A 22713-nucleotide genomic window follows, 5' to 3' on the forward strand; every position below is an offset into this window, starting at 1 on the left:
CCCCGCAACAAAATTATTCTGCACTATGATGCAGAATTCGCCTTGACCCTGGAATCATTTCATGCTGCGCCGCAGCAAGTTCAAGGGGAAGCCGCGTCGATCAGATGGACGAAGGAGCCGCTCACCCCTCCCTCGGCCAATCCGGCCCGGCCCAGCGGGGCGCCCGGCGCGTCGGAGATCGCGAACAGTGGCCGCCCCTCCTCGGCCAGGATGGAGGCGTAGTGGAATTCATGGCCGCGGAAGGCCTCGCCCGCCCGTCCCAGCGGCCCGTCGGCGGCGAGAACGGCCCGGCGATACCCCAGATGCAGTTTCCGCCTGGCGAAGGAGGTTTCCAGCCCCAGCAGGCCGGCCATGGGGTGGCGCACGCCCTGGGCGTCCTCCATTCCCCGTCCCAGCACCATGTAGCCGCCGCATTCGCCGTACAGCACCGCGCCTCGCTCGGCCGCGGCCCGCAAGCCCCCCAGGAAGCCGGCACTGCCCGCCAGCCGGCCGGCATGCAGTTCGGGATAGCCGCCCGGCAGATAGACCGCGTCGGCGGCGCCATCCGGCCCCTGGTCGGCCAGGGGGGAGAAGAACGTCAGGTCCGCTCCCGCCTCGCGCCAGCCCTCCAGCATGGCGGGATAGGCGAAGGCGAAGGCCGTGTCGCGGGCCACGGCGATTCGACTGCCCAAGGGAGGGACCGGGGCGCCCCCCACTCCGCCGGCCAGACGCGACGGCTCGGCCAGGGCCACCAGCCCGTCCACGTCCAGATGCCGCTCCGCCAGGGCGGCGGCGCCGTCGAGGAAGGCCTGGAGATCGGCGCGCTCGGCGGCCTGGACCAGTCCCAGGTGACGGGACGGCGTCTCCAGCCCGGGCGAGGGCGGCAGGAAGCCCAGCAGGCGAATCCCGGGGCAGGACATGGCGCAGGCCGCCGCGATGGCCGCCTTGTGCTTGTCGCCCGTCACGCGGTTGAAGATCACGCCCCGGATGCGCACGTCGGGCCTGAGATTGGCGAAGCCGGCCAGCACCGCCGCCGCCGAGCCGGTCATCCCGCGCCCGTCGATGACCAGCACCACCGGCCAGCCGGTCATGGCCGCCAGATCGGCGGTGCTGCCGTCGGGCTGGCCGGCGGGGACGAAGGCGCCGTCGAACAGCCCCATCACCCCTTCGCAGACCAGCAGATCGGCCCCATCCCCCGCCCTGGCCGCCAGGGCGGCCAGGGTCCGGGGGCGCATGGCCCAGGAATCCAGGTTGTAGCAGGGCCGCCCCGAGGCGGCCGCGTGGAAGGCCGGATCGATGTAATCCGGCCCCACCTTGGCCGAACCGACCGCCAGCCCCCTTCCCGCCAGCAGGCGCAGCAGGCCCAGCGTCAGGGTGGTCTTGCCGCTGCCAGAGGCGGGTGCGGCGATGATCAGCCCTTTAACCAACGTGCTTCTTCAGCCCCGCCACCAGATCGTCGACCGAGATGCCGTGGGTGAAGTGGGCGACGAACTTGCCGTCAGGCCCCATCAGGTAAAGGATCGCCGAATGGTCCACGGTGTAATGCTCGGGGCGGTCGCCCTTGACCTTGGCGGCGTAGACCTTGAACTCCTTGGCCACCTTGGACACTTCGTCGGACGAGCCGGTCAGGCCGACGATTTCGGGGGAAAAGGCCCCCACGTATTCCTTCATCACCGCCACGGTGTCGCGCTCGGGATCGACGGTGATGAAGATGGGCACCACCTTCCTGGCGTAGGACGGCCCCAGCTTTTCCAGGACCGCCGTCACCGTGGACAGCGTGGTCGGGCAGACGTCGGGGCAGAAGGTGTAGCCGAAGAAGATCAGCATGTAGCGATTGCGGTAATCCCGGTCGCTCACCGTCTTGCCGTTATGGTCGGTCAACTGGAAGGGGCCGCCGATGGCCGGAATGGCCTTGGCACTCTCGGAATTCTGGCCGCTCCAGATCACCAGGCGGACACCGACCACCACCAGGGCGACGACGATCACCGCCATCAGGGCCAGCAGGCTGCGCGAGAACTTCATCCCTCGTCTCTCCGTATCAGGAAGCAAGAAGCTGCCAGGCCATGAAGCCCAGCATTCCCGCGTTCAGAACCAACAAGGCGGGCGCCGCCCGCAACAGCGGAGCCCGCCAATGGGACAGGGCCGCCTGCCCCACCGCCGCCACCGCCACCAGCATGGGCACCGTTCCGGCCCAGAAGGCCAGCATGCCGAAGGCGCCGGCCACCGGATTGCCGCCCGCCGCCGCCGCCGCCAGGGCGGCGTAAAGCAGGCCGCAGGGAATGAACCCCAGCATGGCCCCCAGCGCCCAGCCGCGCAGCCCGAAAGGCCGGGCGAACAGCGGCCCGGCCAGACGGCCCACCGACCGCGCCCAGCCACTTTCTCCGCCGCCTCCGGCCAGCGCCTTGATCCCGGGCAAGGCCATGGCCAGCAGCAGCAGCGCCGCCACCCCCAGCAGCAACGCTGCCAGCAGCCTGAACGAGTCCGCGCCCCCCAGGATGCCGCCGAAGGTCGCCGCCACGGCGCCCAGCGCCCCATAGGTGGTGGCGCGACCCAGATGATAGGGAGCCAACGCCGCCCCCGCCAGACGCCGCATCTCGGTCATGCGCTCCAGGGGAATGGCTTCCAGCCGCGCCGCGCATTGCGACAGCACGAAAGGCCCGCACATGCCGCCGCAATGGGTCAGGCTGCCCACCAGCCCGGTGACGAACAGGCCGAGAATGAGGTTCTCGCGCCCGTCGATGCCGACCTTGCAGATTCCCATGCCGGCATGGGCCAGATCGGTCAGCACCTCGATCATGCCCGGTCTCTTTTTCTTACCGTCATCCCGGCCTTGAGCCGGGATCCAGGGGGGGCGACTCCTGGATCCCGGCTCAAGGCCGGGATGACGAGGGAGCAGAAGGCTTTCATTCCCGCCACCAGTCCAGCTGGCGGCGCAATTGGACAACCGGGCCAACCACCAGCAGGGCGGGGGGCTTCAGCCCGGCCTGCTCCACCGCCCGGGCGGCCTCGGCCAGGGTGGTCTCCAGCACGGACTGGCGGGACGTGGCGGCGTTGCAGACCACCGCCACCGCCTCGTCCGCCTTGCGCCCGGCCGCCATCAGGCGGCTGGTGAGACGGTCCAGATGCTTCAGCCCCATGTAGAACACCAGGACGGGGGCGCCACGCGCCAGGGCGTTCCAGTCGAATTCGTCCGGAATCTCCCCGTCGGAGCCATGGCCGGTGACGAAGGCCACGGCGGAATTGGTTTCCTTGGAGGTGACGGGAATGCCGGCATAGGCCAGCCCGCCGATGCCGGCCGTGATGCCCGGCACCATGCGGAAGGGCACGCCCGCCGCCACCAGGGCCAGGGCCTCCTCCGGCCCGCGCCCGAAGACGAAGGGGTCGCCGCCCTTGAGGCGCAGCACCCTTTTTCCCGCCCGGGCCAGTTCGATCAGCCGCGCCGTGATGTCGGCCTGCCGCGCCGAGGCCTCGCCACCGCGCTTGCCCATGGATTCCATTTCGGTTCCAGGCGGGATCAGGGCCAGGATGCGGGCATCGACCAGGGCGTCGTGGACGACCACGTCGGCGGCCTTCAGCGCGTGCAGCGCCAGCAGGGTCAGCAGGCCGGGATCGCCGGGGCCGGCGCCCGCCAGCCACACCGAGCCGGGGGCGAATTCGGGAAGGTCGAAAGGCAGGTCGAGCATGGTGGCCCGTACTATAAGAGTTTGCGGCCCCGGAGTCTCACCCCTTTGGCCGAGTCTCACCCCTTGGCCGGGCGCAGGACGTGGGTATGGTCCTCGGCATACAGCCGGGAATCGGTGAACTCGGCTCCGCCCAGCACGCGGCCCACCAGGATCAGGGCGGTGCGGGTCAGCCCCGCCGCCTTCACCTTGTCGCGGATGTCGGAAAGCGTGCCCCGGATGAAGCTCTGGTCCGGCCAGCCCACCCGGAAGGCCACCACCACCGGGCAATCCGCGCCGTAAAGGGGCGACAGTTCCTTGACCACGTGGGCGAGGTTGGTCACCGACAGGTGGATGGCCAGCGTCGCGCCGCTTCTGCCCAGCGTCGCCAGATCCTCGTTGTTGGGCATGGCCGACGAGCGCACCGAGGTGCGGGTCAGGATCACCGTCTGGCTGACGTCGGGCAGGGTCAGCTCGGTGGACAGCGCCGCCGCCGCCGCCGCGAAGGCGGGCACCCCCGGCGTCACGTCATAGGGGATGCCAAGCTGGTCCAGGCGGCGCATCTGCTCGGCGATGGCGCCATAGATGGACGGGTCGCCGGAATGGACGCGGGCCACGTCGCAGCCCCTGGCGTGGGCGGCCTCCATCTCGGCGATGATCTCGTCCAGATTGAGCGGCGCGGTATCGACCACCTGGGCCGAGGGCATGGCCTCGGCGACGATTTCGGCCGGCACCAGCGAGCCGGCGTACAGCACCACCGGACAGCGGCGGATCAGGTTCAGCCCCCGCACCGTGATCAGGTCGGGAGCGCCGGGGCCGGCGCCGATGAAATGGACGGTCATGGACTATCTTCCGAAAATCGTCATGGCCGGGCTTGACCCGGCCATCCATGGACCCCCGGGTCAAGCCCGGGGATGACGATGAATAAACTCAGCCGCAGCCGCCGGCGCCACCGCCGCCGCAGCCGCAGCCGGTACCGCGCACCTGGTCGGGCTGGACGTGCAGCGCCGCCACGCCCGGCAGCTCCTTGCCTTCCAGCCATTCCAGGAAAGCGCCGCCGGCGGTGGAGATGTAGGAGAACTTGTCCTCCACCCCCGCCTTGGCCAGGGCCGAGACGGTGTCGCCGCCGCCGGCCACGGTCAGCAGCTTGCCCTGCCTGGTGCGCTCGGCCGCCCACTGGGCGACGGCGTTGGTGGCCTTGTCGAAGGGCGCGATCTCGAAGGCGCCCAGCGGGCCGTTCCACACCAGGGTCTTGCAGCCGCCCAGACGGTCGATGATCGCCTCGGCCGAGGCCGGCCCGGCGTCGAGCATCATCTTGTCCTCGGGAATGGCGTCGATGCCCACCACGGAATTGGCGGCGTTCTCGGCGAACTCGCCCGCCACCACCGCATCGACCGGCAGCACGATGTGGCAGTTGGCGGCCTTGGCCTTCTCCAGGATCTGGCGCGCGGTATCGGCCATCTCCTTCTCGCACAGGCTCTTGCCCACCGCCTTGCCCTGGGCGAACAGGAAGGTGTTGGCCATGCCGCCGCCGATGATCAGGTAGTCCACCTTGGCCACCAGATTGCCCAGCAGGTCCAGCTTGGTGGAGACCTTGGCGCCGCCGACGATGGCCGCCACCGGCTTCTCGGGGGCTTCCAGCGCCTTGCCCAGGGCCTCCAGCTCGGCCTGCATCAGGCGGCCGGCGGCGGCCGGCAGCAGATGCGCCAAGCCTTCGGTGGAGGCATGCGCCCGGTGGGCGGTGGAGAAGGCGTCGTTGACGTAGGCGTCGCCCAGCGCCGCCAGCGCCTTGGCGAAGGCGGGATCGTTCTTCTCTTCCTCGGGATGGAAGCGGACGTTCTCCAGCAGCGCGATGTCGCCGTCCTTCATGGAGGCGATCAGCTTTTCCACGTCCGGACCGATGCAGTCGTCGGCCCAGGCCACCGCCTTGCCCACCGCACGCGCCAGCGGCTCGACCAGCAGCTTCTGCGAGTACTTGTCCTCGCGCCCCTTGGGGCGGCCGAAATGGGTCAGCACGATGACCTTGGCGCCCCTTTCCGCCAGCTGGATCAGCGTGGCGGCCGAGCGGTCGATGCGGGTGGTGTCGGTGACCTTGCCGTCCTTGGCCGGAACGTTGAGGTCGGCGCGCACCAGCACCCGCTTGCCCTTGACGTCGAGCTTGTCGATGGTCCGGAACATGGAAGTCTCCCTTGGGTCTTGATATCTAAACGGCCCCCAAACCGTCATGCCCGGACTTGATCCGGGCATCCATGTGGCGGACGCCGAAGCCGGGGTACCGGCGACGCTTCGGCGGACCGGCGTGGATGGCCGGGACAAGCCCGGCCATGACGATCAAGGCCTGGAGCCTACTTGGCGATGTGGCCGAGGAAGCGCAGCATGTTGCAGGTGTAGCCGTATTCGTTGTCGTACCAGGTGACGACCTTGACGAAGGTGCTGTCCAGCGCGATGCCGGCGTCGGCGTCGAAGATGGACGGCAGGTTGCAGCCGACGAAATCGGTGGCGACCACCTTGTCCTCGGTGTAGCCCAGCACGCCCTTCAGAGCGCCTTCCGACGCCGCCTTCATGGCCTTGCAGATGTCCTCGTAGGAGGCGTCCTTGTTCAGTTCGACGGTCAGGTCGACCACCGAGACGTCCGAGGTGGGAACGCGGAAGGCCATGCCGGTCAGCTTCTTGTTCAGCTCGGGCAGCACCTTGCCCACCGCCTTGGCGGCGCCGGTGGACGACGGGATGATGTTTTCCAGGATGCCGCGGCCGCCGCGCCAGTCCTTGGAGGACGGACCGTCGACGGTCTTCTGGGTGGCGGTGGCGGCGTGCACGGTGGTCATCAGGCCGCGCTTGATGCCCCAGTTGTCGTTCAGCACCTTGGCGACGGGGGCCAGGCAGTTGGTGGTGCACGAGGCGGCCGAGACGATCTTCTCGCCGGCGTACTTCTCGTGGTTCACGCCGTAGACGAACATGGGGGTGTCGTCCTTGGAGGGAGCGCTCATCAGCACCTTCTTGGCGCCGGCCTTGATGTGCTTCTCGGCGTTGGCGGCGTCCAGGAACAGGCCGGTGGACTCGATGACGATATCGGCGTCGACCTCGTTCCACTTCAGCTCGGCCGGGTCCTTGACGGCGGTGAGGCGAACCTTCTTGCCGTTGACGATCAGGTTCGAGCCTTCGACCGAGACGTCGCCGTTGAAGCGGCCGTGCACCGAATCGTACTTCAGCATGTAGGCGAGGTAGTCGGGCTCGAGGAGGTCGTTGATGCCGACGATCTCGATCTCGGGAAATTCCTTCGCCACGGCGCGGAACACCATGCGACCGATGCGGCCGAAGCCGTTGATGCCAACGCGAACAGTCATAATTTCCTCCACTTGGTCCGACACGACGTCTCGCAGGCACGCCCTGGCCGGGGGCATGAAATGGGTGGCGCCGGCGCGCGCTCAAAGGCAGCGCGCCCTGGCCTGCGGAGTCGGGCAACCATATTGCACAGAGTGCGCTCCGAATCCAGTGCTGGGTGGGGGCGGAATTCGGCCATGACTTTGGCGCATTCCAGGGTGATACCAATCGACCTCTTGTGCCGCCCGCACGGTTATGGTTCAACCGCTGGCACCGATGTCTCGGCCGTGGACGCCGCCCCGGCGCCCAGACCACCGACGAGAAGGAAAGATCGCTCATGAAGATGCTGTTTGCGCGCCGCCCCATGCTCGCCCTCTCCCTGGCGGCCGGGCTGGCCGCCAGCCCGGCGTTCGCCGCCGACACCGTTGTCGCCAACGTCAACGGCTCCGACATCAAGATGTCGCAGCTGGCCGAGTACGGCCGCCAGATGGGGCCCCAGGCCCCCTACGAGGCGGTGCTCGAGGTCGCCATCAACAACCAGCTGGTCTACGAGCTGGCCAAGAAGGAAAAGATGGACGCCGATCCCGACGTCAAGGCCGCCCTGAAGCGGGTCGAAACCCAGCTGATGGCCCAGGCCCTGATGCAGAAGAAGGTGCGCGGCGCCATCAGCGACGAGGCCGTCAAGGCCCGCTACGACCAGGCGGTCAAGAACTTCGTGCCGCAGGAAGAAGTGCGCGCCCGCCACATCCTGGTGGAGACCGAGGAAGGTGCGCGCTCGCTCATCGCCGACCTGGGCCGCGGCTCGGATTTCGGCGAACTGGCCAAGAGCCGCTCCACCGACAAGGGTTCGGGCGCCATGGGCGGCGATCTCGGCTACTTCGTCAAGGACGCCATGGTGCCGGAATTCGCCGCCGCCGCCTTCGCCATGCGCCCCGGCGAGGTCTCCAAGACCCCGGTCAAGAGCCAGTTCGGCTATCACGTCATCAAGGTCGAGGACAAGCGCATGGCCTCGATCCCGCCCTTCGACCAGGCCAAGCCGGTCATCGCCCGCCAGATCGCCGAGGAGATCCAGGAAAAGATGGTCGTCGATCTGCGCGAAAAGGCCAAGATCAAGCGGTTCAAGCCCGATGGCTCGCCGCTGGAAGCGGCCAAGAAGTAAACGCCTCCGACGGGCCCGGCCACTTGACAGCGGCCGGGCCTTATACCCTGCGACCACGGAACCGAACGCCATGAGCACCGCCATCTCCCCCCTCGCGCCCGAGAGCTTCCCCGACATGCCCGCCATCCGGGGCGTCCGGCTGGCCAGCCACGCCTGCGGCGTGCGCTATGCCGGACGTACGGACCTCCTGATGGTCGAGATGGACAAGGGGACCAGTGCCGCCGGCGTCTTCACCCGCTCGCTCACCGCCTCTGCGCCGGTGGAATGGTGCCGCGCGGCGGTGGCCAAGGGCTCGGCCCGCGCCCTGGTGGTCAATTCCGGCAATGCCAACGCCTTCACCGGCTCGGTGGGCGTGGCCTCGGTCAAGCGCACGGTGGAGTCCACCGCCGCCCTGGTGGGCTGCAAGGAGTCCGAGGTCTATATCGCGTCGACCGGCACCATCGGCGTGCGCCTGCCCGACGAGAAGATCACCGCGGCGCTGGCCGACGTCCGCGCCAAGCTCCAGCCCGGCAACTGGCTGGAGGCCGCCCAGGCCATCATGACCACCGACACCTACCCCAAGGGCGCCACCCGCCGGGCGGTGATCGACGGCACCGAGGTGATCATCAACGGCATCGCCAAGGGCGCCGGCATGATCGCGCCGGACATGGCCACCATGCTGTCCTACGTCTTCACCGACGCCGCCCTGCCGGCCGAGGTGCTGCAGGACCTGCTGTCCAAGGGGGTGGACAAGTCCTTCAACGCCATCACCGTGGATTCCGACACCTCCACCAGCGACACCCTGATGCTGTTCGCCACGGCCAAGGCCGGCAACACGGTGATCAAGGATTCCAAGGACAAGCGCCTGGCCGATTTCAAGGCCAAGCTGTTCGACCTGCTGCTCGACCTGGCGCTGCAGGTGGTCAAGGACGGCGAGGGCGCCACCAAGTTCGTCACCATCCACGTGACCGGCGCCGCCGGCAAGCGGGCGGCGCGGGCCATCGGCATGTCCATCGCCAATTCCCCCCTGGTCAAGACCGCCATCGCCGGCGAGGACGCCAATTGGGGCCGGGTGGTGGCCGCCGTGGGCAAGGCGGGCGAGAAGGCCAACCGCGACCGGCTCTCCATCCGCATGGGCGGCGTGCTGGTCGCCGACAAGGGCGAGATGGCCCACGGCTATGACGAAGCGCCGGTGGCCGCCCATTTCAAGGGCAAGGATATCGTCATCGAGGTGGACGTGGGCGTGGGCAAGGGAAGGGCGACGGTCTATACTTGCGACCTGACCCACGCGTATATCGACATCAACGGGTCCTATCGCACCTGAAGACGGAGCGTGTTGCCATGAGCGAACGGGGTTGCCGGGAACCAGGAACGGTCTGGGCGGGACACCCTCTGCTCACCGCCCGCCTGCGCATGCGTCCGGTAAACGACCATGACCTGGATGCCCTGGTGGCGCTGCTGGGCGACTGGGACGTGGTGCGCCTGACCGCCGCCATCCCCCACCCCTTCGGCCTCGACGAGGCCAAGGCCTTCGTCGCCCACCAGGAAGTGCGCCGTATCGAGGGCAAGGGCGTGGCCCTGGCCGTCGAGCGCACCACCGACGGCGTGCTGGTCGGCGTCATGGGCTTCGGGCTGGAACGGGACGGCACCCCCGAACTGGGCTATTGGATCGGCAAGGAGTTCTGGAACCAGGGCTATGCCACCGAGGCCGCCCACCGCCTGATCCGCCATCTGTTCGATACCCTGGGATACGAGCGGGTCTGGGCCCACTTCCATCCCGACAACGCCGCCTCCAAGCGGGTGCTGGAAAAGGTGGGGCTGACCTTCCACCACGTGGACACCTGCCCCATGCCGGCGCGGGGCGAAAGCGTCGTCGCCCCGGTCTTCCACCTGCGCAAGGCCGAATGGGAAATGGCCCGTTCGCTCCGCCCCACCCTGCTGGTGGTGGCCGCCGCCCTGGTGGACGGTGACGGACGGGTGCTGATGGCGTCGCGGCCCGCCGGCAAGGCCATGGCCGGCCTGTGGGAGTTCCCCGGCGGCAAGATTCATGAGGGCGAGACGCCGGAGAGCGCCCTGGTGCGCGAACTGGAGGAGGAACTGGGCATCGACGTGCGGGAAAGCTGCCTCGCCCCCGTCGCCTTCGCCTCCCACGACTACGACACCTTCCACCTGCTGATGCCCCTCTATCTGGTGCGGGTGTGGAAGGGCAACCCCGCCGCCCGCGAGGGACAGGAACTGCGCTGGGTGCGCGCCGCCCGCCTGGGCGACCTGCCCATGCCGCCCGCCGATATCCCCCTGGTCGCCATCCTGCGGGAATGGGTATAATACCGGTCGTCATTCGAACTGTTGTCATCCTGACGACCGTAGGGAGGAAGGATCTTTCAGCCTGAAGCTTCTGGCGTCACGGCGTGAAAGATCCCTCGCCAAGGCTCGGGATGACAAGACGAGTCCGTTCCACGGGCGGACGGTATAATACCATTCCCCGATATGGGAGTGCGGTCATGGCCAATGCGGCGATCCTGGTGATCGGCAACGAGATCCTGTCCGGTCGGACCCAGGATTCCAACGTCGCCTATCTGGGCAAGGAACTGGCGGCGCGCGGCATCGCGCTGGCCGAGGTGCGCATCGTCAGGGACGACCAGGCGGCCATCGTCGCCGCCCTGGACGCGTTGCGGGCCGCCTACACCTACGTCTTCACCTCGGGGGGCATCGGCCCCACCCACGACGACATCACCTCGGCGGCGGTGGCCAAGGCCTTCGGGCGGAGGCTGGAGCGCAACCCCGAGGCCGTCCGCCGCCTGCAAAGCCGCTACGGCGAGGGCGAACTCAACGCCGCCCGCCTGAAGATGGCGGAAATCCCCGAGGGCGCCGCGCTGATCGACAACCCCATCAGCCAGGCCCCCGGCTTCCGCCTGGACAACGTCTTCGTCATGGCCGGGGTGCCCTCCATCCTGCGGGCCATGTTCGAGGGCATCCGCGCCACCCTGGCCGAGGGGCCGCCGCAGATGTCGCGCTCGGTCACCCTGTCGGTGCGCGAGGGCGACCTGGCCGAGGGCCTGTCCCGCATCCAGGACCGCCACCCGGAGGTGGACGTGGGCTCCTATCCCTCGTTCACCGAGGGCCGCTCGCTGGTCACCGTCGTGGCGCGCGGCACCGATGCCGGGCGGCTGGACGAGGTCATGGCCGAGACCCGCGCCCTGGCGGCCCGACTGAATGCCGCCGTCACCGAAGGGTGAGGCCCGTGACCCCCAAGGAACGCGAGCCCCTGAAATTCCTGGCCCAGCACCTGTGCTACGGCCTCGCCGCCGGAGCCACCTTCGGCGGTCTGGTGCTGGCCACCGATCTCGGCCATATCCGCACCATGGCCATGGATTCCCCCAATCCCGTTCCGGTGCTGCTCCTGCTGTTCGGCGGGCTGTTCATCACCTTCGGCTCGGTGGCCATGGGGGTGGGAATCATGAGCCTGGCCCGGGACGACGAGCGCGACCGCGACATCTATTAGAGTTTGTCCGACTTAGGCTGAAGCATCTCCATTGGCCGTCATTGCCGGGCTCGACCCACGGGTGACCGGTTCAATTCGGCCAGCACTGGTCTCTTGCCTTGCCCAGGCTTGGTTTGAGATGGCTCCACCGGAATGGGGATACGGAAAAAGCCTCTTCAACCACCAAGACACCAAGGACACCAAGAGGACAGAGCGGATCGCCCCGCCCAACCTCATCGTCATGGCCGGGCATCGTCCCGGCCATCCACGCGGATCCGCTGGAATGCCTCATGAAACAATAGTCCCTGCGGATGGGCGTGGATGCCCGGAACAAGTCCGGGCACGACGCACCTGGAATGTCCTCTTGGTGTCTTGGTGGTGAAAAAAACCGTCCGCCAGCACCCAGGCAATTAAGCCGGACACCCGTGGGCTCGACCCGGCAATCCATGGCCCCCCGGATCAAGTCCGGGAGTGACGGTGGAAGGAATGCGTTTCAGCTTCAATCGGACGAACTCCAGACCGGCAGGCTTTTCCCCGCACCCGGCAGTTTTTTCCGTCCGACCGCGCTCACGCCTCTGTCCCCGCGCTTCCCCGAAAAAATAACAATGTGTGTTTTCAATGCACTAGATGAGTTGGCACGACTTGGCCCGCCGCTTGCTGAGGAATGGACGCGAAAGACCGTTCGCAAGCCCATTTCGCGGGGACAAGACCATGACCGTGCAATCCATCGACAAGCGTGTGGTACCCGAAGCCAACATGACTGCCGTCTCCCAGGACAAGCAGCAGGCCGGCGTGTCGGCGGAGGACGCCTTCCTTTCGGTATTGCAGCAGACCACCCAGCGCTTCGCCGGCGTCAACGGCAAGCTGGGCGGCCTGACCTCGGGCGACAAGGTCCTGTCCGAGCACATCACCCGCCTGCACGTGGAAGTGAAGGCCGACGCCCGCCAGGAGGCCCGCGAGGAGGCCCCGGCCGTGGCCAAGGACACCCGCTCCGCCGGCAAGGGCGACAAGGCCCGCGCCGCCGGGACCGGTCAGGCCAATTCCCGCAAGACCGACGAGGCCGAGGCCGCCCCGGCGCCGGTCAAGTCCGACGACGACGCCAAGAACGTCCAGGCCGCCGATGCCGAGGCCTCGGACGAGGATGCCTCGGCCCAGGACGGCGACACGGTACAGGCTCCGGCCGAGACCGGGGCCGACGATGATGGCGAGGTGGTCGTCGCCATCGACGTGACCATCACCGAGACCGTGCAGATCATCCAGGTGGACACCTCCGGCGACGCCCCCGCGCTGGACCTGAACGCCCTGGCCCAGACCGTGAAGACCCAGCTGGACGGCATGGACGACGGCAAGGACGGGAACGACCTCATGGCCGGCCTGTCCGCCGATGACCGCCAGCGCATCGCCGATCTGCAGGACCGTCTGATCAGCGAGGTCGAGGACGGTGACCTGGAAGACGCCCTGGACGCCGCCACCGAGCTGGTCAACCAGATGATCTTCAAGGTGGGCCAGCACAAGGCCGCCGCCGAAGCCACCACCGCCGGGCAGGTGGAAGACCTGGCCGACCGGCAGGCCCGCGACCTGGCCGCCATGCTGTCGGGCTCCAACGTCCACATGGACATCAAGGTCCAGACCAAGACCGCCGATGCCGGCCCCGTCACCCAGAGCGCCGCCACCGTGGTGGAAACCTTCTCGCTGCTGGACCTCGCCGCCCAGACGGCCGGCGCCCAGGGCGGCGGCCAGGAGCAGGCGGCCGGCCAGGGCTTCGCCTCCAGGCAGGAAACCGGCCCCGCGCAGGTCCAGGCCGCCCCCACCCTCGCCCAGGACGCCGGCGCCGCCATGGCGACCGAAGCCGAGGCCAGCCCCTTCGCCGCCATCCTGGCCGCCCAGGTGGAAGCCTCCACCATCGACGACGCCCAGCCCGAACAGCGCAATGTCGCCGGCCTGGCCGGCGTGGGCTCCGCCCAGGCCTCCGACAAGGCGTCGGCCGGCCAGGCCGCCCATTCCGCCGCCCGCACGCCGCGCACCCAGCTGCAGGCCCAGGTGATGGAGCAGGTCTCCGTCCAGATCGACAAGCAGGTCAAGGACGGCGCCGACACCATCAAGATCCAGCTGAAGCCCCATGAGCTGGGCAAGATCGAGATCAAGCTGGAAGTCGGCACCGACGGCCGCGTCTCGGCCACCGTCACCGCCGACAAGCCCGAGACCCTGGCCATGCTGCAGAAGGACGCCAAGGGCCTGGAGAAGGCCCTGGAGGATGCCGGCCTCAAGCCCGACAGCGCCTCCACCACCTTCAGCCTGAAGGGCGGCGAGCAGCAGCAGAACGCCGATCGCGGCAACAACAACGCCCGGTCCCGCCGTGGCCGCAACCGCGAGACCGGCGGCGGCGACGATGCCCAGCTGGCCGGTGCCGGCGCGGCCCAGGCCGCCCGTGGCCGCACGCTGGGCGGACGCTCCGGCGTCGACATCTCGGTGTAGGAGCAGGCCCGATGACCACCATCGACACATCCGCCGCCTCGGCCAACGCCGCCTCCGCCGGAACCGGCTCGGCCGCGGGCAAGGCGACGCTGGGCAGCAACTTCAACACCTTCCTGACCATGCTGACCACCCAGCTGAAGCATCAGGACCCGCTGTCGCCCATGGACTCGACCCAGTTCACCAACCAGCTGGTCCAGTTCTCCAGCGTCGAGCAGCAGATCAACGCCAATTCCAACCTGGAAAAGCTGATCAAGCTGCAGCAGACCGCCCAGACCACCCAGGGCATCAACTATCTCGGCCAGACGGTCGAGGTGGCGGGCACCGACCTGCCCCTGCAGGACGGCGCCGCCTCGCTGACCTACACGCTGCCCAAGGAAGCCCGCGACGTGAAGGTCGCCATCAGGGATTCGTCGGGAACGCTGGTCAAGACCATCAACGGCGAAACCAAGGCCGGCACCCACAACCTCGACTGGGACGGCAAGGATTCGTCGGGCAACCAGCTGGACGACGGCCGCTACTCCATCACGGTGACGGCCACCGCCGCCGACGGCTCGAGCATCACCGCCACCAGCTCCACCTTCGGGCGGATCACCAAGGTCACCAACGACGCCACCAACGGCACCACCCTGGTGATGGGCGCCGGGACCAAGGGCAACGACATCACGCTCTCCATGGACAAGGTGGTCAGCGTCAAGGACAACACGGCCGGCATCAACAGCGCCCAGCTGAACGCCGCCAATGCCCAATACCAGGCCGCGCTGGCGCAGCTTCAGGCGCTGCAGTCGGCCTCTTCGAACAACACCGGCTCGAGCAGCCAGTAGGTTTTAGGATCAGGAGGATATCATGAGCTTGTACGGCGCATTGTTCTCGGGTGTCTCCGGTCTGGCTTCTCAGTCCAGCGCCATGGGAGCCATCTCGGACAACATCACCAACGTGAACACCACCGGCTACAAGGGCGCCAAGGTCAACTTCCAGACCCTGGTCACCAAGCAGGTCTCCCTGACCACCTACTCGCCGGGCGGCGTCCAGTCCAAGCCCCGGGCGGCCATCGACAACCAGGGCCTGCTGCAGGCCACCTCCAACTCCACCGACATGGCGCTGTCGGGCAACGGCATGTTCGTGGTCAACACCGACCCCGATTCCGCCACCTCGGGCAACGGCATGTTCGCCTATACCCGCGCCGGATCGTTCAAGGTGGACAAGGAAGGCTACCTGCAGAACGTGTCGGGCTTCTACCTCCAGGGCTGGCCGCTGCAGCCCACCAACAACAACGTCCTGGCCAAGCCGACCGAAGTGACCATCGACGGCAACACCTACATGAAGGCGTACAAGCAGGACGACGGGACGTTCCACTACGTCAACCAGAACATCATCAATCCGCAGGAACTGAAGTCCCTCAATCTGAAGACCATCGGCGGCACCGCCGACCAGACCACCCAGATCAAGATGGGCGCCAACCTGCCGTCGGGCGACACCATCTACAACCCGGCCAGCACCTCGTCGTCGGGCTATCACCAGACCAGCGTGCTGATCTACGACAGCCTGGGCGACACCCACAATTTCAACGTCAACTGGACCAAGACCAACGCCAACCAGTGGGACGTGGAAACCAAGAGCAACTTCTTCTCGGTCTCCACCACGCTCACCGACGCGGCCAACAACAACACCGCGGCGCTGAGCATCTACGGCGAGGCCGCCGGCAACACCTCCCAGGGCGTCAACACCCTGATCGCCGCCACCACCACCGCGCTCGGCTATTTCGCCGGCACCGGCGTCATCGCCATGCCCACCGGCACCCTGACCGCCGCCCAGCTGCCCATCGGCTCGATCCTCAACATCTCGGCCGCGTCGGGCACCGCCAGCACCAACAACGGCGACTGGTACGTCAGCGGCACCGTCACCACCACGCCGGCGGTCACCGATGCCGGCCCCACCTCGACCACCATCGTCTCGGGGGGCACCACCAAGTCCTGGACCGGCACCTTCACCGCCGCCGGCAGCACGATCTCGCTGGGCGCCGCCTCCACCGACTACGCCGTGGGCGACTACATCAAGGTCAGCAACGCCGCCAGCACCACCGCCAACACCGGTTATTACCGGGTGACCGGCGTCGCCGCCGGCCCGCCCACCGTGCTCACCGTGGTGGAAGCCGATTACATCACCACCTCCACCGCCCCCTATCAGGACCAGCGCGGCATCAACCCGCCGTCGGGCGCGGCCTCCATGGACATCCTGGACGGCTCGACCCCGTCGCTGGTCTACGGCAGCCAGGCGCGGCTGGACTTCACCGCCTCGTCGGCGGCGGACGTCGCGGCGCTGAACACCAAGACCTTCGCCATCACCGTCGGCGGCAACACCCTCAACATCTACTTCGACACCACCGGCACCATCGCGCCGGCGGCGGGCAAGGAAGTGGTCATCAACCTCAACAACACCAACTACACCTCGGGTTCCGACGTCGCCACCCTGGTGGCCCAGGCCTTGCGCAATCCCCGCAACTGGGACAGTTCCACCAACGCCGTCCTGACCGCCGACGTGGTCTCGCTGGGCTCGACGCTGCCGCTGTTCCGCGCCAACGGCTCGCAGGTGGAGATCATCCAGCAATCGGGCGGGTCCACCTTCGACTTCAACGTGTCGACCATGGGCACCGCGCTCACCCAGTCGCAGACCCGCAACTGGAGCTCCGCCATTCCCTCGCTGGACAACGTCGATGGCCTGTTCAGCCTGAACGCCATCACCGCCACCGATCCGGCCATCACCTTCAACGGCGACGGCACCCCCAAGAACATCAACGTCGCCAAGATGGCGGTCAACTGGGCCAACGGCGCGCAAAGCATGACCCTGGTGCCCAACGGCACCGGCGCCGACCAGCGCATCGACTGGTTCGTGGGCAACACCTCGCAGGCCGACGGCATGACCCAGCTGGGCGGCACCTACCAGCTGGCCTACCTGACCCAGAACGGCGCCAAGTTCGGCAATTTCTCGGGCGTGTCGGTGGGCACCGACGGCGTGGTCACCGCCCTGTTCGACAACGGCGTGCGCCGCCCGGTCTTCCAGATCCCGGTGGCCACCTTCACCAACCCCAACGGCCTGGAATCGCTGACCGGCAATTCCTGGATCGAGACCAACACCTCGGGCACCTACACGCTGCGCGTCGCCAACAATGCCGGCGCCGGCTCGGTGCAATCCGCCTCGCTGGAAGCCTCGACCGTGGACATCGGGTCCGAGTTCACCACCATGATCGTCACCCAGCGCGCCTATTCGGCGGCGGCCAAGATCATCACCACCGCCGACCAGATGCTGGACGAACTGGTGCAGATCAAGCGTTAACCGCGTCCAACCCAATCCGCGTCCTGACAGGAACGGCGGCCAGAAGGCCGCCGTTCCGATTCCGGGACGCCCGCCGGGGCGTCTACATTAAAACCCGACCCGGCAAAAATTGCCGGGCGTTAACCATCTCTTCAGCGGCACGACCTTAGTCTGTCATCTGGACGCGCCTGCCGGCCGGCGGCATGCGCGTGCATCCGATGGAGACGACGTGAACGCATTCCTGCAGATGCTGCGCGGTCTGGGACCCATGCGGCTGGCCGCCATCGCTGGCGTCGGCGTCAGCATCCTGGGCTTCTTCATCTATCTGATGAGCCGCGTCGCCGCGCCGCAGATGGAGCTGCTCTACGGCGAGCTGGACCTCGGTGATTCCAAGGCGATCATCGAGAAGCTCTCCGCCGAGAAGATTCCCTACGAACTCCGCAAGGACGGCACCGAGGTCTGGGTGCCCAAGGACCGCAAGCTGGACCTGCGCGTGCGCATGGCCGAGCAGGCGCTGCCCGCCGGCGGCCGCATGGCCGGCTACGAGCTGTTCGACAAGCAGGACGCGCTGGGCTCCACCAGCTTCCAGCAGAACATCACCATGATCCGCGCCCTGGAAGGCGAGCTGTCCAAGACCATCCGCTCCATCGACAAGGTCAAGGCCGCCCGCGTCCACCTGGTGCTGCCCAAGCGCGAGGCCTTCTCGCGCGACACCCAGGAACCCTCGGCCTCGGTGATCATCAAGATGAACGGCGCACAGCGCCTGGACAAGGGGCAGGTCAGCGCCATCCAGCACCTGATCGCGGCGGCCGTCCCCAAGATGAAGCCGTCGCGCATCTCCATCGTCGACGACAAGGGCACCCTGCTGGCCAAGGGCTTCGAGAATTCCAAGGATTTCCAGGCCCAGACCGCCGAGGAGATGAAGGTCAGGACCGAGGCCAAGCTGGTCAAGACCATCGAGGACCTGCTGGAGCGCTCGCTGGGCCCCGGCCGCGTGCGCGCCGAGGTCACGGTGGACATGGACATGAGCCACGCCACCACCACCGAGGAGACCTTCGACCCCGAGACCAAGGTGGTCCGCTCCCAGGTCACCGTCAACGAGGGCGAGCAGAGCCAGGACGCCGAGCCCACCCCGGTCACCGTGCAGCAGAACCTGCCCGACCCCAACGCCACCTCGTCGGGCAACATCCGCACCTCGACCAAGATCAACAAGAACCAGGAAACCGTGAACTACGAGATCTCGCGCAAGACCAGGAGCACGGTCCGCGAGATCGGCGAGATCCGCAAGGTGTCCGCCGCCGTCATCGTCGATGGCGTGCGCGAGCAGTCGGCCGACGGCAAGCAGACCTCGTACCGCGACCGCACGGCCGAGGAACTGTCGCAGATCGAGGCGCTGGTGAAGTCGGCCATCGGCTACACCAAGGACCGCGAGGATCAGGTCAAGGTCGCCTCCATGCCCTTCTACAAGGGCGAGGAACTGCTCCAGGCCGAGGAGCCCGGCGAGTTCATCTTCGGCATGCGCCGCGACTTCGTCGAGAAGGTGGCGTCGAACCTGGGCCTGTCCGTGGTCGCCATCCTGTTCCTGCTTCTCGTGCTGCGTCCGCTCATCAGCCGGGCCATCGAATCCATGCAGGGCCAGGTCGGCCCCGACGGCCGCCGCCTGCTGACCGCCGAGGGCGGCGCCATGCCGCAGCTGACCGGCCCCGGCGCGGCGGCCATGCCGGCGCCGCTGGGCGGCGAGGAAGAGGTCATCGCCGACGAGCTCATCGACATCGACAAGGTGGAAGGCCGCGTCAAGGCGTCGTCCATCAGGAAGATCGGCGAGATCGTCGACAAGCACCCGGAAGAGGCCCTGTCCATCATCCGCAACTGGCTCTACCAGGAAAGCTGAGGAGGTCTTTAGATGGCGCGCGTCAAGGAAGACTACCGCAGCCTCACCGGCCCCCAGAAGGCCGCCATGTTCATGCTGTCCTTGAACGAGGAGCACTCGTCCAAGCTGTTCGGCATGCTGGGCGACGACGAGATCAAGGAACTGTCGCAGATCATGGCGTCGCTCGGCACCGTCTCCTCCAACCTGGTGGAGCGCGTCTTCGTGGAATTCGCCGACGCGCTGTCGTCCACCGGCTCGCTGACCGGCTCGTTCGACACCACCGAACGCCTGCTGATGAAGAGCCTGCCCAAGGATCGCGTCAACTCCATCATGGAGGAAATCCGCGGTCCCGCCGGCCGTACCATGTGGGACAAGCTGGGCAACGTGTCCGAGCAGGTGCTGGCCAACTACCTGAAGAACGAATACCCCCAGACCGTCGCCGTGGTGCTGGCCAAGATCAAGCCCGACCATGCGTCCCGCGTGCTGGCCATCCTGCCCGAGAACTTCGCCATGGAAGTCATCATGCGCATGCTGCGCATGGAGGCGGTGCAGAAGGAAGTGCTGGACGGCGTGGAAAAGACCCTGAGGACCGAGTTCATGACCAACCTCGCCCGCACCCAGCGCCGCGACGCCCACGAACTGATGGCCGACATCTTCAACAACCTGGACCGCAACACCGAGAACCGGTTCATGTCGGCCCTGGAAGAACGCAATCGCGAAAGCGCCGAGAAGATCAAGGCGCTGATGTTCACCTTCGACGACCTCACCCGCATCGACGCCGCCGGCATCCAGGTGCTGCTGCGCTCGGTGGAGAAGGACAAGCTGGCCATCGCGCTCAAGGGCGGCGCCGACGCCGTCAAGGAGCTGTTCTTCAAGAACATGTCCGAACGCGCCGGCAAGATGCTCCGGGAAGACATGGAAGCGCTGGGTCCGGTGCGCCTGCGCGACGTGGACCAGGCCCAGGCCGCCATCGTGGTCATGGCCAAGGAACTGGCGGCGTCGGGACAGATCGTCATTTCCGAGGGCCGCGAAGAAGACGAGCTGGTGTACTAATCCATGGCTTACCAGAAGTACATGTTCGACCTGGATTTCGGCCCGCCGCCGGCCAACCGGCCCAAGGCGGCCGAGCCGGCCGAGGATTCCTACCAGGCCGAGCCCGAGCCCGAACTGCCGCCGCCGCCCACCTTCACCGAGGAGGATCTCCAGGTGGTGCGCGAGGCCGCCTACGAGGAAGGCCACCGCAACGGCATGGCCGAGGCCAACGAGACCCAGCAGGCCCTGCTGGCCGCCTCGCTGGAGCGGGTGTCCAACGCGCTGGCCATGCTGGACGCCGCCCAGGCCGACGCCAATGACGCCAACCAGCGGGTCGCCGCCCGGGTGGCCATGGCGGTGCTGAAGAAGGTTCTGCCCGCCGCCTGCGAGCAGAACGCCTTCGAGGAGGTGGTGCGCACCGTCCACGAATGCCTGGGCCACGTGCTGGACGAGCCGCGCATCATCGTCCGGGTGGATTCCTCCCTGGTCGATCCCATGCGCGAGCGCCTGGAGCAGACGGCCATCGAGCACGGCTTCGAGGGCCGCGTCGTGGTTCAGGCCGATCCCCGGGTAGCCATCGGCGATTGCCGGGTGGAATGGACGGATGGCGGGGCCGAGCGGGATCAGACCCGCCTGATCGCCGATATCGAGACGGCGGTGAACCGGGCCCTGGCGCCGCCCGAACATCGCCCGGAAGAGTAACTGGAGGTCACCATGCCCGATTTCGAACTCAACGACTTCAAGCCGGACGGCGAGGAACCCATAGGTCGCGGCGATGTGCCGGACATGCCGCGATCGGCCCGCGACCTGGAGGCCGTCTACGACATTCCGGTGCAGGTCTCGGCGGTGCTGGGCAAGGCCACCATGCAGGTCAACCAGCTGTTGAAGCTGGGACGCGGCGCGGTGGTGGAACTGGACCGCAAGGTGGGCGAGGCCATCGACATCTACGTCAACAACCGCCTGGTGGCGCGCGGCGAGGTGGTCGTCGTGGAAGACCGCCTGGGCGTGACCATGACCGAAATCATCAAGACCGACCGGGCTTAAAAAAGAGCTCTAGCGGGAGAGGGACGACATGCGACTTCTGATCATCGGCACGCTCGACGGCCAGATCGGCGCCGCCAGCCAGATCGCCATGGCGCGTGGCGCCAAGGTTCGCCAGGCCGAGGACGTTCCCGCCGGCCTCGAGGTGCTGCGCACCCAGGGCGCCGATCTGGTGATGATCGACGTCAAGCGCGACATCAAGGGACTGATCGATTCGCTGGAAGCCGAACGCATCATCGTTCCCGTGGTGGCCTGCGGCATCGCGTCCGACGCCTCGGCGGCGGTGCGCGCCATCAAGGCCGGCGCCAAGGAATACATCCCGCTGCCCCCCGACGCCGAGCTGATCGCCGCCGTCATCGCCGCCGTCACCCAGGAAAACCACAACATCGTCTTCAAGGACCCCCGCATGGGCCAGACCTTGAAGCTGGCCGAGCAGGTGGCCAATTCCGACGCCTCCATCATGATCACCGGCGAATCCGGCACCGGCAAGGAGCTGATCGCGCGGTTCATCCACAACAAGTCCAAGCGCTCGGACAAGCGCTTCGTGGCGGTCAACTGCGCCGCCATCCCCGAGAACCTGCTGGAATCCGAGCTGTTCGGCCACGAGAAGGGCGCCTTCACCGGCGCCGTGGCCCGGCGCATCGGCAAGTTCGAGGAAGCCCAGGGCGGCACCCTGCTGCTGGATGAAATCTCCGAGATGGACGTGCGCCTGCAATCCAAGCTGCTGCGCGCCATCCAGGAAAAGGAAATCGACCGGGTGGGCGGCAACCAGCCGGTCAAGGTGGACGTGCGCATCCTCGCCACCTCCAACCGCAACATGGAGGACGAGGTCAAGAAGGGCACCTTCCGCGAGGACCTTTACTACCGCCTCAACGTGGTGACCCTGGCGCTGCCCGCGCTCCGCGAGCGCCCGCTGGACATTTCGGTCCTGGCCGACCACTTCGCCAAGCGCTACACCGAGGCCAACGGCCTGCCGTCGCGGCCCATCTCCGCCGAGGTGCGCCAGATGCTGTCGCGCCACCACTGGCGCGGCAACGTGCGCGAGCTGGAGAACACCATGCACCGCGCCGTGTTGCTGGCCAGCGGCGCCGAGATCGGCCCCGAGGCCATCATCCTGTCGGGCACTCCGGTCGGCACCAATCCCGACCCCATGGTCGCCCAGGCCGCCAATGCCGCCGCCTCGGTGATGGGGGCCAGGGGCGCCAATCTGGTGGGCAAGACGGTGGCCGAGGTCGAACGCGACCTGATCATCGACACCCTGTCCCATTGCCTGGGCAACCGCACCCATGCGGCCAATATCCTGGGCATCTCCATCCGCACGTTGAGGAACAAGCTCAAGCAGTATTCCGATGAAGGCGTCGATGTGCCGCCGCCCGCCGGCGGCGAGATCGAACGGGCCATGATCTAG

At 67.4% G+C, this 22713-nt stretch carries 20 protein-coding genes and 1 pseudogene; 14 read left to right on the forward strand and 7 right to left on the reverse strand.

The features are described 5' to 3' along the window. Nucleotides 1-80 precede the first annotated feature (80 nt). The 7 genes from ACV4UZ_RS14255 to gap form a co-directional block, all read right to left on the reverse strand. Nucleotides 81-1406, reverse strand: a complete 1326-nt coding sequence (locus ACV4UZ_RS14255; RefSeq protein ID WP_491601464.1) for a cobyrinic acid a,c-diamide synthase CobB — start codon at nucleotides 1404-1406, stop codon at nucleotides 81-83. Then, nucleotides 1399-2001, reverse strand: a complete 603-nt coding sequence (locus ACV4UZ_RS14260; protein WP_491601465.1) for an SCO family protein — start codon at nucleotides 1999-2001, stop codon at nucleotides 1399-1401. Before ACV4UZ_RS14260 ends, ACV4UZ_RS14255 begins: the two co-directional genes overlap by 8 nt. 16 nt (nucleotides 2002-2017) lie before the next feature. Next, nucleotides 2018-2776, reverse strand: a complete 759-nt coding sequence (locus tag ACV4UZ_RS14265) for a sulfite exporter TauE/SafE family protein (RefSeq protein WP_491601466.1) — start codon at nucleotides 2774-2776, stop codon at nucleotides 2018-2020. Nucleotides 2777-2882: 106 nt separating this feature from the next. Continuing rightward, nucleotides 2883-3662: a uroporphyrinogen-III C-methyltransferase gene (cobA, locus tag ACV4UZ_RS14270; protein WP_491601467.1), complete on the reverse strand. Its 780-nt coding sequence runs from the start codon at nucleotides 3660-3662 to the stop codon at nucleotides 2883-2885. A gap of 56 nt (nucleotides 3663-3718) precedes the next feature. Beyond that, nucleotides 3719-4480, reverse strand: coding sequence for a precorrin-4 C(11)-methyltransferase (gene cobM / locus ACV4UZ_RS14275; protein ID WP_491601468.1), 762 nt, complete (start codon nucleotides 4478-4480; stop codon nucleotides 3719-3721). Nucleotides 4481-4568: 88 nt separating this feature from the next. Continuing rightward, on the reverse strand, nucleotides 4569-5816 hold the full coding sequence (locus ACV4UZ_RS14280) for a phosphoglycerate kinase (RefSeq protein WP_491601469.1): 1248 nt from the start codon (nucleotides 5814-5816) through the stop codon (nucleotides 4569-4571). A 167-nt stretch (nucleotides 5817-5983) separates the two neighbouring features. Further along, on the reverse strand, nucleotides 5984-6982 hold the full coding sequence (gene gap / locus ACV4UZ_RS14285; protein ID WP_491601470.1) for a type I glyceraldehyde-3-phosphate dehydrogenase: 999 nt from the start codon (nucleotides 6980-6982) through the stop codon (nucleotides 5984-5986). 314 nt (nucleotides 6983-7296) lie between these two features. Here gap and ACV4UZ_RS14290 point away from each other — a divergent pair, with 314 nt between their 5' ends. The 14 genes and pseudogenes from ACV4UZ_RS14290 to flbD all read left to right on the forward strand — a co-directional run bounded on the left by ACV4UZ_RS14290 (nucleotide 7297) and on the right by flbD (nucleotide 22713). Further along, the gene (locus tag ACV4UZ_RS14290; protein ID WP_491601471.1) at nucleotides 7297-8118 is read left to right on the forward strand and encodes a peptidylprolyl isomerase; all 822 of its coding nucleotides are present in this window, start codon (nucleotides 7297-7299) and stop codon (nucleotides 8116-8118) included. A 70-nt stretch (nucleotides 8119-8188) separates the two neighbouring features. After that, entirely contained in the window at nucleotides 8189-9421 is a 1233-nt protein-coding gene (argJ, locus tag ACV4UZ_RS14295; RefSeq protein ID WP_491601472.1) for a bifunctional glutamate N-acetyltransferase/amino-acid acetyltransferase ArgJ, read from the forward strand. A gap of 89 nt (nucleotides 9422-9510) precedes the next feature. Then, a pseudogene (locus ACV4UZ_RS14300) lies at nucleotides 9511-9906 on the forward strand (GNAT family N-acetyltransferase); the annotation flags it as partial. A gap of 102 nt (nucleotides 9907-10008) precedes the next feature. Next, a complete protein-coding gene (mutT, locus tag ACV4UZ_RS14305) occupies nucleotides 10009-10422 on the forward strand; it encodes an 8-oxo-dGTP diphosphatase MutT (protein ID WP_442915565.1) in 414 nt (137 codons plus the stop codon). 176 nt (nucleotides 10423-10598) lie between these two features. Then, on the forward strand, nucleotides 10599-11333 hold the full coding sequence (locus tag ACV4UZ_RS14310) for a competence/damage-inducible protein A (protein ID WP_491601473.1): 735 nt from the start codon (nucleotides 10599-10601) through the stop codon (nucleotides 11331-11333). A 5-nt stretch (nucleotides 11334-11338) separates the two neighbouring features. Next, a complete protein-coding gene (locus ACV4UZ_RS14315) occupies nucleotides 11339-11599 on the forward strand; it encodes a hypothetical protein (RefSeq protein WP_491601474.1) in 261 nt (86 codons plus the stop codon). Nucleotides 11600-12289: 690 nt separating this feature from the next. Continuing rightward, nucleotides 12290-14053, forward strand: coding sequence for a flagellar hook-length control protein FliK (locus ACV4UZ_RS14320; protein ID WP_491601475.1), 1764 nt, complete (start codon nucleotides 12290-12292; stop codon nucleotides 14051-14053). Between the two features lie 11 nt (nucleotides 14054-14064). Continuing rightward, nucleotides 14065-14874 (forward strand): flagellar hook assembly protein FlgD, encoded by an 810-nt coding sequence (locus tag ACV4UZ_RS14325; RefSeq protein WP_491601476.1) that lies wholly within the window; start codon nucleotides 14065-14067, stop codon nucleotides 14872-14874. 22 nt (nucleotides 14875-14896) lie between these two features. Further along, a complete protein-coding gene (locus ACV4UZ_RS14330; protein WP_491601477.1) occupies nucleotides 14897-17383 on the forward strand; it encodes a flagellar hook-basal body complex protein in 2487 nt (828 codons plus the stop codon). Nucleotides 17384-17591: 208 nt separating this feature from the next. Beyond that, the gene (gene fliF, locus ACV4UZ_RS14335; protein ID WP_491601478.1) at nucleotides 17592-19253 is read left to right on the forward strand and encodes a flagellar basal-body MS-ring/collar protein FliF; all 1662 of its coding nucleotides are present in this window, start codon (nucleotides 17592-17594) and stop codon (nucleotides 19251-19253) included. Nucleotides 19254-19265: 12 nt separating this feature from the next. Next, complete coding sequence (fliG, locus tag ACV4UZ_RS14340) at nucleotides 19266-20285, forward strand: flagellar motor switch protein FliG (protein WP_068428276.1); 1020 nt, start codon at nucleotides 19266-19268, stop codon at nucleotides 20283-20285. A gap of 3 nt (nucleotides 20286-20288) precedes the next feature. After that, a complete protein-coding gene (locus tag ACV4UZ_RS14345; protein ID WP_491601479.1) occupies nucleotides 20289-20966 on the forward strand; it encodes a FliH/SctL family protein in 678 nt (225 codons plus the stop codon). Between the two features lie 12 nt (nucleotides 20967-20978). Then, on the forward strand, nucleotides 20979-21308 hold the full coding sequence (fliN, locus tag ACV4UZ_RS14350) for a flagellar motor switch protein FliN (RefSeq protein ID WP_491601480.1): 330 nt from the start codon (nucleotides 20979-20981) through the stop codon (nucleotides 21306-21308). A 28-nt stretch (nucleotides 21309-21336) separates the two neighbouring features. Further along, nucleotides 21337-22713, forward strand: a complete 1377-nt coding sequence (gene flbD, locus ACV4UZ_RS14355) for a sigma-54-dependent transcriptional regulator FlbD (RefSeq protein ID WP_491601481.1) — start codon at nucleotides 21337-21339, stop codon at nucleotides 22711-22713.

The sequence above is a fragment of the Paramagnetospirillum sp. genome (genome assembly GCF_058402745.1).